Origin of the sequence: Neobacillus niacini NBRC 15566 (assembly GCF_001591505.1) — a bacterium.
Lineage (GTDB): Bacteria > Bacillota > Bacilli > Bacillales > Cytobacillaceae > Neobacillus > Neobacillus niacini.
This window is the reverse complement of sequence record NZ_BCVA01000040.1, coordinates 1-14,760: the sequence shown is the minus strand read 5'-3', so window position 1 is coordinate 14,760 and position 14,760 is coordinate 1. Positions and strand designations below refer to the sequence as shown.

14 protein-coding genes are annotated in these 14,760 nt (G+C 36.4%); 7 read left to right on the top strand and 7 right to left on the bottom strand.

Annotated features, from left to right (window positions below; all coding sequences use genetic code 11):
* The first annotated feature begins 39 nt into the window (after positions 1–39).
* Entirely contained in the window at positions 40–1,359 is a 1,320-nt protein-coding gene (locus tag BANA01_RS22285; protein ID WP_063254835.1) for a UDP-glucose dehydrogenase family protein, read from the top strand.
* A gap of 1,467 nt (positions 1,360–2,826) precedes the next feature.
* Here BANA01_RS22285 and BANA01_RS22280 read toward each other — a convergent pair.
* Positions 2,827–3,888 carry an acyltransferase family protein gene (locus tag BANA01_RS22280; RefSeq protein ID WP_063254834.1) on the bottom strand — a complete coding sequence of 354 codons (1,062 nt, stop codon included), beginning with the start codon at positions 3,886–3,888 and terminating at the stop codon, positions 2,827–2,829.
* A gap of 632 nt (positions 3,889–4,520) precedes the next feature.
* Between BANA01_RS22280 and BANA01_RS30445 the strand changes: the two genes are divergently transcribed.
* The 5 genes from BANA01_RS30445 (at position 4,521) to BANA01_RS30840 (ending at position 6,376) form a co-directional block, all read left to right on the top strand.
* Positions 4,521–4,715 carry a hypothetical protein gene (locus tag BANA01_RS30445; RefSeq protein WP_235847208.1) on the top strand — a complete coding sequence of 65 codons (195 nt, stop codon included), beginning with the start codon at positions 4,521–4,523 and terminating at the stop codon, positions 4,713–4,715.
* A 253-nt stretch (positions 4,716–4,968) separates the two neighbouring features.
* A complete protein-coding gene (locus BANA01_RS30855; protein WP_459213763.1) occupies positions 4,969–5,166 on the top strand; it encodes a magnesium chelatase domain-containing protein in 198 nt (65 codons plus the stop codon).
* A 3-nt stretch (positions 5,167–5,169) separates the two neighbouring features.
* Positions 5,170–5,994, top strand: coding sequence for an ATP-binding protein (locus BANA01_RS30850; protein WP_459213762.1), 825 nt, complete (start codon positions 5,170–5,172; stop codon positions 5,992–5,994).
* Positions 5,973–6,221 (top strand): hypothetical protein, encoded by a 249-nt coding sequence (locus tag BANA01_RS30845; protein WP_477497685.1) that lies wholly within the window; start codon positions 5,973–5,975, stop codon positions 6,219–6,221. The genes BANA01_RS30850 and BANA01_RS30845 overlap by 22 nt, the downstream gene beginning before the upstream one ends.
* The gene (locus tag BANA01_RS30840; protein WP_459213760.1) at positions 6,212–6,376 is read left to right on the top strand and encodes a magnesium chelatase subunit ChlI family protein; all 165 of its coding nucleotides are present in this window, start codon (positions 6,212–6,214) and stop codon (positions 6,374–6,376) included. Before BANA01_RS30845 ends, BANA01_RS30840 begins: the two co-directional genes overlap by 10 nt.
* Positions 6,377–6,477: 101 nt before the next feature.
* Here the strand turns inward: BANA01_RS30840 and BANA01_RS22270 are convergent, their stop codons facing one another.
* The 5 genes from BANA01_RS22270 to BANA01_RS22250 all read right to left on the bottom strand — a co-directional run bounded on the left by BANA01_RS22270 (position 6,478) and on the right by BANA01_RS22250 (position 10,318).
* Positions 6,478–6,714, bottom strand: coding sequence for a helix-turn-helix domain-containing protein (locus BANA01_RS22270; protein WP_063254833.1), 237 nt, complete (start codon positions 6,712–6,714; stop codon positions 6,478–6,480).
* Between the two features lie 305 nt (positions 6,715–7,019).
* Complete coding sequence (locus tag BANA01_RS22265; RefSeq protein ID WP_235847207.1) at positions 7,020–7,250, bottom strand: helix-turn-helix domain-containing protein; 231 nt, start codon at positions 7,248–7,250, stop codon at positions 7,020–7,022.
* A gap of 44 nt (positions 7,251–7,294) precedes the next feature.
* A complete protein-coding gene (locus tag BANA01_RS22260) occupies positions 7,295–7,843 on the bottom strand; it encodes a competence protein ComK (protein ID WP_063254832.1) in 549 nt (182 codons plus the stop codon).
* Positions 7,844–8,078: 235 nt separating this feature from the next.
* Positions 8,079–8,921, bottom strand: coding sequence for a hypothetical protein (locus BANA01_RS22255; RefSeq protein WP_235847206.1), 843 nt, complete (start codon positions 8,919–8,921; stop codon positions 8,079–8,081).
* Positions 8,922–9,382: 461 nt separating this feature from the next.
* Positions 9,383–10,318, bottom strand: coding sequence for an LCP family glycopolymer transferase (locus BANA01_RS22250; protein ID WP_063254831.1), 936 nt, complete (start codon positions 10,316–10,318; stop codon positions 9,383–9,385).
* A 579-nt stretch (positions 10,319–10,897) separates the two neighbouring features.
* On the opposite strand from BANA01_RS22250, the gene BANA01_RS22245 reads away from it, so the two are divergent.
* On the top strand, positions 10,898–14,215 hold the full coding sequence (locus BANA01_RS22245; RefSeq protein ID WP_063254830.1) for a trifunctional glycoside hydrolase family 18/polysaccharide deacetylase/glycosyltransferase family 2 protein: 3,318 nt from the start codon (positions 10,898–10,900) through the stop codon (positions 14,213–14,215).
* Positions 14,216–14,450: 235 nt separating this feature from the next.
* Here BANA01_RS22245 and BANA01_RS30680 read toward each other — a convergent pair whose 3' ends face one another.
* Positions 14,451–14,735 carry a peptidase G2 autoproteolytic cleavage domain-containing protein gene (locus tag BANA01_RS30680; protein ID WP_063254829.1) on the bottom strand — a complete coding sequence of 95 codons (285 nt, stop codon included), beginning with the start codon at positions 14,733–14,735 and terminating at the stop codon, positions 14,451–14,453.
* Positions 14,736–14,760: the final 25 nt, after the last annotated feature.

Genomic DNA, 14,760 nt, shown 5'->3' with positions numbered 1-14,760 from the left:
AGTATTGTGACTATAAAATATTTAAAGGTGGAATTAAATGTGAAAATTGCTGTAGCAGGAACTGGATATGTTGGCTTGGTAACTGGTGTTTGTCTTGCGGAAAAAGGGCATTTGGTTTCGTGTGTAGATATTGATGAGAGAAAAATCTCCTTAATGAAGGCAGGAATTTCACCAATTTACGAGCCAGGTCTTGAAGAACTAATGGTGAGGAATTTAGATAAACTGAACTTTACAATTGACTACAAAGAAGCTTATAGAAATGCAGATGTAATATTTATAGGTGTTGGGACTCCTGAAAAGCAAGATGGTTCAGCCAATTTGACCCATGTGTATTCGGCTGCTGAACAAATTGCACAAAGTATTGAAAAAGATTGTGTCATAGTGGTGAAATCAACTGTACCCATTGGAACAAATGATAAAATTGAAGATTTGATAAAAACAAATCTTCTTCATAATGTAAAAGTTTCGGTTGCTTCCAATCCTGAGTTTTTATCACAAGGGACAGCGGTTCGGGATACTTTACATGCCTCAAGAATTGTGATTGGTGTGGAAGAAACCGCTGCTGGTGAAGTTTTGAAAGAAGTATATAAGGATTTTGGTGCTCCTATTATTGTAACTAATCGAAAGAGTGCTGAAATGATAAAGTATGCTTCAAACGACTTCTTAGCTCTTAAGATTTCTTTTATCAATGAAATTGCTAACCTTTGCGAAATTATTGGGGCGGATATTGATGATGTTGCCCATGGAATGGGCTATGACAGTCGTATTGGGAATCGCTTCTTAAATTCAGGAATTGGGTACGGTGGCTCTTGTTTCCCAAAAGATACAAAAGCACTACACTGGCTTGCCAACTTCCATGATTATGAATTAAAGACAATTAAGGCAGCCATTGATGTAAATGAAAATCAAAAGCTAAAATTGATAAAGAAGTCTCGTAAATATTTTGATAGTTTAAAAGGCTTAAATATTGCTGTCCTTGGATTAACCTTTAAACCAGGTACAGACGATTTACGTGAAGCACCGTCACTAGTAAATATTCCAATCATGCTTGAGGATGGAGCGAATGTGAGGGCTTGGGATCCTGTTGGTGTGGAGAACTTTGAGAAAAGTTATCCAAATAAAATTATGTATTGCTCAACCATTGACGAAACAATTAAAGATGCAGATGTTTGTTTCATCTTTACTGAATGGGATGAAGTCAAAAGTTTTGATCTAACTAAGTATAGCAAACTAATGAAAAATGCTATTGTCTTGGATGGAAGAAACTGCTACGATCTTGCAAGTGCTAAGAAAGCGAATATTATTTATGATTCAATTGGAAGGGCAGCTATTAATAGTTTGGAGGGATCATTAGTATAGATAACTTTTTTAACTAAAGTTAAAGTGTGTCTAGGCGTAGCTTTTGTTTAATGTAAGAAGGGATAGGATAATGTTCTATCCCGATTATATTTTTATGATGTTTAAACTTATACTAAATAGTTGAGAGGATTGATGTGGCTCCTCGACAAAAAATTACTAAATATCAGTTCAATATTCATATTTCATAAGGGTTCACGACAGTTTAATCAATTGTTTAGATTGGTTATACAAATTTTATTAGATTGTCAGGATACGTAATTTACTAGTTTCTATTTTAGTTTGAGGATAATTATTATAAATTGAGAAGCTAAACATAATAGTATTATCGGTGACTTTTGAACAAAGTATGACGAAACAGGATAGTTTTTTATAAATGTAAAATATCCTCCTGCACTATTAGTTGGATTAGTTGGAACTGATACAGAAGTTACACCTAAATTAACAAATATTATCCTTGATTAGCAGCAAAGGATATAACATAATTTTTCCCCATGGTGAGAGTACAATTTCTTAACTTCTTTCAGTATAAGGGATAAGAATGTGAAAATTGTTGGTTCTATAAATACTATCATTGTTAAAAAAGCAGGAGTAATTGTAGTTAAGTTTAAGAGTTTCGAAGTTGAAACGAGTGTTGCCTCTATAGATTCATATAGAAAAACAGTAAAGGTCACAAGTGGTGCATGAATTACTCGTCCTGAAATAGCTCAAATATATTCCGACGATATCATTTCCCACAGTAGAAGCATGGCTTATTAAGGTGAATTTTTAGTGGTTTTCATGTGTAACAAAAGACTGTGAGTTAGTTCCTATAGCTTTACAATTACGTATAATTGTATGGTGAGTTTCTCCTTTTCCGGTAGTATTAGCGTTATTGTAATAGCATGGCGCACAAACTTGAAATCTCCGCCACTATTACCCCCAAAACGACACCCCAGGCCATTTATTCCATAATCCAGCAATCCGCTATCATCACTTAAATGCTCACACTTCGGGTTGATTGCTTCTTAACCATAACCATTAATGAACGTGATATTCACTATATAGATTTTCTAATCTTGGTTTATAAAAATCTGTTACCTCAATCATGGTTTCACTACTTGTACCCGTGTATCATCATGAAACATTATGTCTTTCATTTTATATAGTTTTTTTTAATTTCTTTAATTTTCTACTTTTGGGTTTGTTTGTGTAGAAGACTTACTAACTTATTCTGAATATATGATTTCTAGAATTGAAACTAACTCAAAGTCAAATCCATAAAGGATACGATTATGAATTCAAATAAAAAGGTTTAGTTTTCGTACAACACTGACGGAACAGCAGGGAATAGTTTAAAAATCAAAGGTATGATTGCTGATAGGGATGTGAAAATTTAACAGTTAAGCTAATTAGAAATCTGCAGAACTATTCAAAATTATTCTTAGGGTATGAAGTTTTTTAAAGTGAAAAAAAGACGGTTTCCCGTCTTTATGCAGCGTGCTTGTTATTCGATTTATACTTTATGAAAGAATAATTTTTAAAATTTAAAGCACGTTTTTCAATTAATCGCCAAGACAGAACTGCGAAAACCAAAGTTATAGGAAATGCAATTAAGAAATTCAAAATCGGGTTCATTGTATGACCGAAACTGTAGGTGATTAATTGTTGGATCGGGAATGCATAAATATATATTCCATATGAGAAATCACCATGTTTACTAAAGTTAGGGAATTTGAATTTTTGAGAGAAAGCTAAAATCATGATTAGGTAACTACCGAAAATGCCGAAAGCTTTCTCGAATCCACCGAGAAAAATGGAAATAAAAAGGATAAATAAGAAAATATTAACAATTCTCATGTCAAGTTTTACAAAATCCCTATATAAATATAGCACCATGCCGGCTGAGAAATATAAAAACATTTCTATATATTTTTCGCCAAGAGTTATATTTGTAAACGAGAGGATGAGAGTAGATAAGAAAATTAAAAATATAATTTCTTTCTTTAATAACTTGAAATATCCTAAAGTAGCCACGACCAAATAAAAGAAAAATTCAAATTTTAGAGTCCATAGAGATCCATTGATAGCTCCGCCATAGATATTATCTTCAAACACACCTGGAAGATGGTACTTTATCAATAAAAACATGGTTGGAAGATAGCTGTATGTTTGTTGATTAGTAAAGTATTCTCTTATCGTTAATGTGGTTAATAATGGTCCAAGTACAAAAGTTGTTAATATTACAACCACAATTAAAGCTGGAAAAATTCTAAGAATGCGCGCTCTTAAGAATTTAGCGAGATTTTTTGATCTATCATAGCTTTGCGTAATCAAAAATCCACTAGTTACAAAGAATACAAACACAGCTACTCTACCTAGTGCAGATTGACCATCTGATAAAAAATAAAGTGGTTCGAATTTGTTACCACTAGCCAGGGATAAAGGAAAAGAGTGTGAAAAGACTACTAAAGAAGCTGCAATAAATCTAATGATGTCGAAATTATTATTCTTACCGTTCGAATAATTGGCTATAGTGTTAGTTTGATTCAAAGAAAATCCTCCTTAATTTATTTCTAGTTCATTTTACACTATATGTAAATTTTCGACATTAGTTTTTTAATAATGTTTGCCTAAACAGTCGCAGTTGGAGAAATTTCGGCGATGATTGAATCTTATAAAAAGGTGTAAAAATAAACCTTCAATCTCATTAACTTTCTTTCTTTATTTAAAAAGCTTAATATATGCTAATTTATGTGTTATTCCATATTTTGCTTAATTTGAATATTTGTATATGTCAATAAATCTGAGGTCGAACCCCTGCTAAGTTAAAGTTTTATTATTACTGTAAGTTTGTAGCAGAATGAGGAGGATGTTAGTGAAAAGTGTAGAATATATAAATATATGAATTAACGATAGAAAGAGAGATGTTATGGTCTAGAAAACATCGTGTTTGGTTTCCAGGTACTAAGTATCATATTACGAGCTGTGGAAATCGGAGGCTATCTATTATTTATGATGATTTTGATCGTGAAGTTTATTTGCAATTTCTAGAAGAAGCCAGTCATTGTTTTCCCTTTTCACCTCCACGCTTACTGTCTTATGACCAATCACATTCATCTTCAAATTGAAACCATCCAACATCACCCAAAAGATATGATGAAATGCTTAATTCTAGGTATGCAATGTATTTTAATAAACGACATCGCCTTGTAGGACACGTTTTTCAAGGCAGGTATGGATTAGAACTTATTGACTCCTCAGATTATCTTCTAGAAGTTAGTAGATACATTCATTTGAACCTTGTTGAAGCAAAAATGGTGAAGTCTCCTGAGGGCTATCGATGGAGTACTATACTGCCTACATATTGGAATCGTTGAATCTCCTCCTATTAACGACAAAAATATTATCCCATTTTCCTGATCCTCAGAAGTAAAACTACCGCAAATTTTTTGAAGGTCCATTTTGTATATATATCTACACCATAAAACTCTGTCCACCAGAACGATTAATAATAGAATAATAAACATCGGGAGGTTTTTTATATGACAGAAAAGGTTTCAAGTATTGGCTTGAAAGGTCTTGAGGGTTATCGTGTGCAAGTAGGTAAGAATTAAACCTGATACGGAATCCATGATTATTGTTGGTTTGCCCGATACATCTGTAAAGGAGTCAAGAGAACCAGTGGTGGCAGCACTTGGACATTTTGCTGTGGATTTGACGGACCAGAAAATTGTCATCAATCTTTCGCTATCGGAGCAAAAGAAAAATGGTCCGCTTTTTGATTTAGCGATTGCCATTGCTGCTTTAAAGGAACTAAATATCATTTAGGGTATGATTTCTACGGATACAGGGTTTATTGGTGCCTTATCTCTTGATGGAATGCTTATAACAGCTAAAGGAATGCTGCCAGCATTGATTTCTGCTAAAGGTATTGGACTACAGAGAGTTTACTTACCGTATGATCCTGTCGTACCAATACAGATATTTAAAGATTTGGATTGTATTGTTGTCCAGCATATTGAAGAAGTATTTCAGCACATAGAAGGGCAAGAAACACTTCCAATTATTACCGTGCAAATTTTTCATGATCAAAGACCCCAATTTACTACCACGCTGCAAAAGGATTTCCTACATATCATTGGCCATGGACACGCAAAACGAGCGCTTGAAATTGCTGCAGCTGGTTCTCATAATGTACTAATGAGCGGACCACTAGGTTGCGAGAAAAGCCTTCTCGCGGAAACCCTTCCTTCCATCCTACCTCCACTAACAAATCAAGCACAACTAGAAGTAATGAGCCTATATCAGTTGGCTGGGGAGAGGAAAGGCATACAACAAAATGTCCCTTTTAGACATCCTCATCATTCTGCCTCATCAGTTGCAATTATTGTCGGAGGCTCTTCACCAAGGCCGTGGGAAATTTCTTTAGCACATCAGGGTGTATTGTTCCTTGACGAAATTGCTGAGTTCACAAAGAAGACACTCGATATGTTAAGGCAGCCGCTTGAAACTGGGCAAGTTACAATTAGCAGAGCCCACTCTACTGTGACCTATCCATCGTCTTTTATTCTTATTGGTGCGATGAATCCATGTCCGTGTGGCTATCTTGGTTATCAGGTCCAGTCCAAGATCGAATGGATATCTTACTATCGCTAAAGTCAGTTAATCTAGATCAATCTTCAAAAGATCATTATACCTCAAGTACTATTCGTCAAAGAGTTTATAAGACACAGAAGCCTCAATATCAACGCTATCAAAAGGAAATAACCAACGCTAAGGTTCCATTTGAAGTCATAACAGAAACAAGTCTACTTACGAGTGAACAACAAAAAATGCTTATGATTGTTGCTACAAAGCAAAGCGGGGTAACCGAGTGCAAATAAAAATCATCCGACTAGCTAGGACCATTTCAGACTTGGCTGAGGAAGATAAAATATCTGATGCAGCCATTTGGGAAGCGATGACATTAAGAAGATGGGGTATCCATAAGCAAAAATCGGTAGCAAGAGAATTAAAATTGGGACCCCCATTGAGATAGAAACGATTAGTTGGTATAACAACATATTTGAATATGTAGATTATTCTCCAAGTGAATATGTATTTGTTTCGCTTCGATAGCATATTTCTTTGTTGGTTATTTCAGGTTATCTCATCCTTAATAGTTTTAAGAAATTCCCAATGCTCCATTTCAAATGCAGCTGCGAGAGCACAAATGGTTGTTAAAGTGGGGGTACTCTTATTGTTTTCAAGCTTTTGGATCGTTCGACGATCTAGTCCGCTCTCTTCTGCAAGCTTCTCCTGTGTCCAACCTCTCTCTGTTTTCCTTAATCTTCTTAAACCTATTCCTATATACTTCTCCTCTTTAGCCTCACTCAAAGGAATTCTCCTTTTTAAGACCATTACATAATGCATAGCGAGTTTACAACACGTACTACAATACGCATTTTGCTAATTTGAAAAGAAATATTTGGATTTAGGGTCAGACCCCCACTCAGAAGGAGAATAACGCCTTCCGTTACTCTCCTCAACGAGTTGGAATGATAATGGAAATTTCATTTGTCTATTTTGTAATCTTGACCAGCCTAATCGCTGAAAGATCATGTTTATTTCATTTCGTTGCCATCTATTAGTAGAGTGTAATTTTCCTTTGGATGGATGTCAAAAAGTTGAATTCACTTTATCTAATACTGGATTTTTTCCATTTCCATAATAAATTCTGAAGCTTTTATACCCAGCCCGGCAGCAAGGGCTAATATGGTATATAGACTAGGCAGTTTAAGATTTCTTTCAAGAATACTAATATAGGAACGATCTAACCCGCTTAGGTCCGCTAGTTTTTCTTGGGATAATTTGCGTTCCTTTCGCAGTCTTTTTACTGTCTTTCCAAAATTCAGGTGTAAATGACCATCCACCAAGGGACTCCTCCTTTGAATAGTAGATATTCCATATATGGTTTTTATTTTTTGTTTTCCTCTTTTAAACTATCAAAATTATACTTACCTGATTTTTCCTTAAGAAGCTGCTGTTTTTTGGGCGGTTCCAAATAAAAAAGGATGGGGTTAGCTTGGTTTCCTCTTTCTGTTGTAAGGCGTTTTAATTGATTGGCTGTCTGAAGTTTATGGTTAAAGGTCGTTAATTTTGTATCGACAATCATGAAATGGCCGTTGCTTAATGCTACAGCAGTCTTGTTGCCAATTGCTTTGGTGTTGATAATATGTTCAGGATTAAACCAGATGCAGTCGTGTTTTTGGGGGGATTTGCTTGGGAAAAGACAAACGTTTTGATACGGATTCACAATGATTGGACATTTCATTTTCTTATTAAGAATGAATTTTGCTCCTGCCATGGCTCCCCGTAAATCATAGCCTAAGTATGTTAATGTATCGTCTAATAAATGTAGCGGCGCTCTGTCCACCAGTAAAGTTGTTTTTTCTACCAAAATCCTCGAACATAGTTTTCCATTTTGATCATATTCACCCATCATAAGTATTACTTTTTTATTCATATAGAAATTATTAATGGTTCTCCACTCCTTTTAGATAATAGGTTGAAAAAGGTTTCCTTCCTGCTAGTTTGAGAGGCAATGTATGCATTTTCCATATATATCTATTATACGGTAAATAGGAATTTTTTACCGCGGACTATAGTGTACAGGAATCGCTATAATTCGAGTGAATTTTGACAAAAATACGACAGTTTTTGCGGAATGGTTCCTTTCATGTTTTAAAATGGGAAATCCTTTATTCATTTGGCTGCAGCCAATCCCAGTCGGGGTCTATGCCGTCGATAAAAGCATAGGATATAGGCGTTTTAATTCCCGCTGCAGATATTTTTTCTAGATAGATTTTCATGAATTTGTTGTTTAAGATTCCATAAAAGTAAGCAATAGGATTTTTTACAAGATGGGTCTTTTTTATTTTGCCTATCAGTTGTCGAAAGGCTTGGATCGAGATGTCTAGTATACCCTCTGTGTCATTTGTACACTCAAAACGAAAAGCAGCAATTTGTACCATCTGCCAAAATTCCTCAATGGTTTTTGCCTTGGAGAAAAAGCACTTAACCAGCTCGATAAAGGGTTGTGGAACCCTATTGCTTACATAGGTGTGATCTAAAAGAGACGGTTCTTCGTAACGTTTATTTATCTTTTGATTATTAGTTTTTAAAAGATTACTAGTTTCATATTGGTGGTTCATTTTTTCCTCTTTGGGTAGTTCATTTAATGGAAAACGATTAAACTGATATAAATTGCTAGACTGCGAGCCGTTTTTCCTTTCTGTTTCAAAGACGGTGATGATCCCAAATTCTTTTGCTTTTAAAATCATTCGTTTAAAGGTAGATCTTGATATTCCGTTATCATGGTATTGGTCGTGAATTGATTTTAAGAGAGTCCCAATTTTAGCATTGCAAACGCCGGGGATTTTGGCTGCAAACCGCACGAGCCTTTTTAATCCGACCAGTTCCCCTTTTGTAAAATCATGCTTGTGTTCTACTAACCACATCTCCATATGATGATTAAATTCTAGAAGAGAATGGAATTGGGAAAACTGCTCAAATTCCTTAGTGTTGCCAGATTTTAAACTCACGATGAATAACATCCTTTCATTTGTTTAAGTTGTCCTTCGTGAGGGCTTTCTGTTTTGTGAAGGCTCACGAGCGGCACTTCAACAATAACGAGATTGGGTGAATAAATCGAACTGCTTATTTCTGTTTTTGAGGGCATTTTTAGAACGAAACGTCAAAAAATGCCTTCAAAAGAGATTTTTGAAGGCGATTTTTGTATTTTGGTGCCTGTAACTGCCCGAATTTTTTTTGGAGATCGTTAGATAGTTAAAAAGTTGTTTATGGCAGTATAAAAATGTAAGGTTTGGCGGTTAATTTATGTAGTACTAATTTGGGGGACAAATAAAAAAAGTCACTTGTCAACAATCTCTCATACAATTAAACTCTCTGTTATTGGGCTAACAATTACAGGGAGGTATAAGGAGTGTTAACAGTGACTGATTAAATTTTTTATCCTAAACTTTTCTCTCCAGTAAAGCGTAAACTACTGAATGTCCAAGTGCTTTTTAATCGTCTCAGACAGCTTTGTTCGTTCTGCCTCAGGGACAATGTAGTAGTAGACACCATTTTCTTCCTTACCGCTTCCGTTTATTTGGATTTGTTCAAGGTTGTGACGTGTTTCAGCATAGTTTGCCTGAATTTCTTTCATTTGCTCAAACGTTAAATTTGTTTTTACATTATCGCCAATTACCTCTAATATGCTTCCGTAGTTTGTGAGAGTTTCGATTTTTACCGCTTCTTTGATGAAAGCTTGAATGATTTTACGCTGGCGTTCTTGTCGGCCTATATCACCCTGTGGGTCAAAAGCACGCATACGAGAATACTTCAACGCTTCTTGACCGTTCAATTTTAGTTGACCGATAGGGAAATCTGTCTTTTCATAGGAAAAGTCCAATGTGTTATCCACGGTCACACCGCCAACAGCATCTACAAGATCCTTAAAGCCATTCATATTTACTTGCACGTAGTAGTCAATCGGGACATCTAGAAAGCTTTCTACAGTTTTAATGGACATATCAACTCCACCATATGTATACGAATGATTGATTTTATCCTTTATTCCCTTGCCGATAATTTCGGTGTATGTATCACGAGGAATACTTACCATTTGAATTGATTTATCTCCTGGGTTTGCCGTCAATAGAATTAATGAGTCTGGACGCCCACGGTCTCCCTCGCGCTCGTCCACCCCAAATAATAAGATGGAAATGGGATCTCCATTTGCTAAATTAATAACACGCTGCTCTGATTCTGAACGTTTCAGTGGTTCATGTGTTTTTTTGAGCGTGCCGGCAACAGAGTTATAAACGGAAAATCCGTATGCGCCTGCACCAATAATAAGCAGGAAAATGATTCCAATTGTTATTTTTAAACCCAACTTCCTTTTTTTAGGGAGCGGGGATATGCGTTCCTGTTCCATTCAAACACTTCCTTTGCAGTAATCTCGTTTTAGTTTAGCATCTAAAAAAAAATACTTGTATTCGACAAAATAACTAGAGAAGCGACAAAATGACAAAAAACCCCCTTAATCAGTAGAATATACCTAGTTAGTAGGAACCTTTTTTATTATCAAAACATTTCTGTCATATTAAAGGTGTATTACAAAAACATTAAGAATCGTTATTTTACTGAAATAATGGCTGTATCCCACTTGAATTTTCATAGTTAGGAAATGAAAAGGGAAAGAACTAGGTAAATGGGTAAAGAAATAATTCGTTTTTAGGTAATTATGCAGGGGAGATTACTTTGAAGTGGTGATGTCGGCGAAAATTAGATAGATTAGCTTATTTCTTCTGGTAAATCCTCTTGTTACTCTTATAATTGATTGGAATACTGGTAGAAGTTATGGATTTCTGTTATCAGCGGTTTCCTTTCAAACTTGAAAACTATGTTATTAATGTGAAAGTGTGAACAAAGTAGTTTGCTTAAATAGCGAATAGGAGGATCCTAGTAGGTCGTTCTTATACAAGATAAAAAATGATATGAGGGATTTAACAAAATGAAAATAAGGACCTTCCGAAGCCGCAGTAAAAATAATAAAACACAATTGCACTTTGAACCCGGCCAAAAAGATTTTATTTTTGAAAGTGAATCGAGTAAACGGTGGAATCTGCTGATTATTCTCATGGCACTGTTCGCTATTCTATTCTGTCTGGTGATCTTTTTTTCTGGTTTAGGTCTTTATGCTAATCCCCAGCTTCCTAAATTGGAGACAAAAGAAACGGATGAATTCTCACACATCAGTCCATCTGAAACCATGACTTCCCCTCAGGTTGCATCTGCAAATAATAAAACGAATGAAAAGTATCTCCAGCAGGAAGTTGCCTATAAGGATGATGTTTTCGCATTCTATGTAAATTGGGATAGCAACAGTAAACAATCGTTAACGAAAAATATTGATACAATCGATGTCCTAATCCCGCAATGGCTGAGTTTAAATGCAGATCTGGAACTTGAAAGCAATATTCAGCCGGAAATAGTAGAGCTTGCGAAAAAGAATGATGTTAAAATCGTTCCGTTAATTCACAACATACAGAATGGCAAGTGGAATCAAGAGACAGTTCATCAACTTTTAAATTCTCCAGAAGAACAAGCGAAATTAATTAAAAAACTGCATGAACTAATAAAAAAGCAGGGCTTTGATGGGATCAATATTGACTTTGAGAATCTAAACAAGAATGATCGGGATTTATTGACCCAGTTTATAAAGGAGCTGTACACGGTTTTTCATGCTGACGGTCTCTCTGTTTCCATCGATGTACCGGCTGCTAATGAGGCGTTTGATTACAAAGAGCTGGAAAAGCACGTGGATCAGATGATTGTCATGGCTTACGATGAGAATGTGGACAATCCAGGCACCATTGCTTCTTCATCCTGGTTTAAAGAGATTCTCTCAAAATTACCAAAGGAAAAGCTGATAGTTGCGCTTGGAAATTATGGATATGATTGGGAATGGGAAAGCCAGCAGCCGGGAGAAGTTGTTTCCTTTGATGACGTCACAAGACTTGCCGAAAAAGCCAACTTGAACATCCAATGGGATGATATGAGTCATACTCCTTATCTTAAATATATGGAGAACAATAAAGTGCATGAAGTATGGTTCCTGGACAGTGCAACCTTCTACAACCAATTAAAAATGTCTGCCGAGGCTGGTGCAAAGGGGATTGCACTATGGAGGCTGGGAGCGGAGGATCCATCTGTTTGGGATATTCTTAAAGGGAATAAAATGGAAGAATTGCTTACTGTCAAGAATGGAGGAAATATTTACAGTACAGGTAAAGGGAATATTTATCGCGCGAAAGAGAGTTGGAAAGAAGGAGAACGCAGCCTTCGGTTTGATGACGCTGGATTTATTACGAGTGAAACCTATATTGCCAACCCAGTATCATCCGAGTTTGAGCGTTTAAGCCAACCCGAGGATAAAGAAATTGTCTTAACTTTTGATGATGGGCCCGATCCTAAATATACGGAAAGTATATTAGAGATCCTGAAACAATACCAAGTTAAGGCTTCGTTCTTTGTCATTGGTAATAAAGCAATCCACAATCAAGATATTGTTGAACGAATTTATCGGGATGGCCATGAGATTGGCAACCATACGTTTTCCCACCCAAAAACAATTGATATGTCTGATAAACAGTTAAAGCTTGAGCTAAATAGTACTCAACGCATCATTCAAGGAATTACTGGACGTACCACCTCGTTGTATCGGTCCCCATATGGGGATGAAGAGGCAAAGTATATGCCATCACATTTTCAAAAATTACTGGATGTGACCCGAATGGGGTACGTCACCGTCAATTATGATATTGATTCAAAGGATTGGAAGCTGCGGGATAGCCAGGCCATTGTCAAGAATGTATTGAATCAGGCATCAAGCGGCGATATTATTTTACTTCACGACGGCGGCGGAGATAGGCAGGCAACCGTTGAAGCACTGCCTGAAATCATCGAACAGTTACAGAATAAAGGATATAAATTTGTTACGGTCAGCGATCTAATGGATAAAGGAAAAAGTACTATCATGCCCTCTGTCAAAGAGGTAGAAAATCCGATAATACAAAGCTTTAAGGTGATGCTGTTCAATATAGCAAACTTTAAAGAGGGTATTTCTATTTTGCTTTACAGTGTGATGTTCATTTTGGCTCTACGCATTTTGATTCTGGGCAGTTTAGCTTTTAAACATAAAAAACATGCCAGTCATCCGTTGAGGAAGTCTACACCGTTTGTAAGTGTCATTATCGCGGCCTACAATGAAGAGAAGGTTATAAGTAGGACCATTGAGTCAATTCTGAAAAGCGATTATCCAAACTTAGAAGTCATTGTTGTCGATGATGGTTCCAAAGACCAAACTTCCTTGGTAGTATCTCGAGATTACGAAGCTAATAAAAAGGTCCTTCTTTTCCACAAGAAGAACGGGGGAAAAGCTTCAGCCATCAATCTGGGAGTCAGGAAGGCAAAGGGGGACATTCTTGTTGCGATTGATGCGGACACCATTGTTCCTCCTGATTCGATTTCGATGCTCATTCGGCACTTTGCTGATGAAAATATTGCAGCGGTATCTGGAAATGTGAGGGTAGGGAACAGGAAAAACCTGTTAACTGCCTGGCAGCATATTGAGTATGTAACTGGATTTAACTTGGAGAAGCGTGCCTTTGCCTCGCTTAATTGTGTCCCAGTCGTCCCGGGAGCTTTGGGGGCGTGGCGCAAACAGGTGGTTGAAGAGCTAGGCTATTTTACCGATGATACTCTTGCAGAAGATACTGACATGACATTAAAAATCCTCCGCCAAGGCTATAAAGTTGTGATTGATGAACAGGCCTATGCCTATACGGAGGCTCCGGAAACGATTAAAGATTTCCTAAAACAGCGGTTCAGATGGACTTTTGGAACTTTACAATGTTTTTGGAAGCATAAGAAAGTGTTTGGGGGAATAAAGCATAAATCACTTGGGTTTATTGCCCTCCCAAATATGATTCTATTTCAATTTATTGTTCCTTTCTTTGCTCCGCTTTTAGATTTATTGTTTATTTTAGGCATTCTCGCAGGGGATGTCCAAAAAACATTATTGATTTTTACCAGTTACTTTTTGGTCGATTTCCTTATTTGCTTAGTTGCTTTTAGGATGGAGAAGTTAAGCTTTAAACCTCTCATTTCCTTGATCCTGCAAAGGATTGTCTACCGCTACTTATTACTATGGGTAACGTGGAAATCTATTTTTACTGCATTCAAAGGAACCCGGGTTGGCTGGGGAAAATTAAAGCGGGCAGGAAATCTGACGGTAGAGCAAGGATTAAAGGTGAAACGCACCATCTGAATTTTCAAGATTTTTGGGGATTTTTGGAGCGAGACCCCACTCTTCTAAAGTTAATAGGGTAAATCAAATGATCCAGGGTGATATACCTTTTTGTAATAAAGGAGGACAGGTGTGATCTATTTCGAAGATCCATACCTTCCTTTTTTTTATAAATTAGGTTTGCAAACATTGACATGACAACATTTGTGAGTGTTTAATGTTTTAAAATAACCACGTTTAAATCTATTCATTTATGTTAACCCGAATATGGGAATACGAAAATTTGGATTTGGTTTGGACCTGTCCTTTTCATTACTCGGTACCCATTTTGTGCTGGAGTGGCTATTCCATCATCATTTGGTTTACAGAAACCATTTACTTGGCAATTTCCATCATCCCGGACTAGGAGCTTTCCAACCAGTCCAACGGCCATCCACTCTGTTCTTTTCAGACGCGGAAAATACTCTAAGTCAGGATTCCAATGGGGATTAAGAAGGCCAGAGGGACGGTTCTGATGGCTTTTTAATGACAACTTTTGCACTTACTATTTAAGAAAACCCATGTGG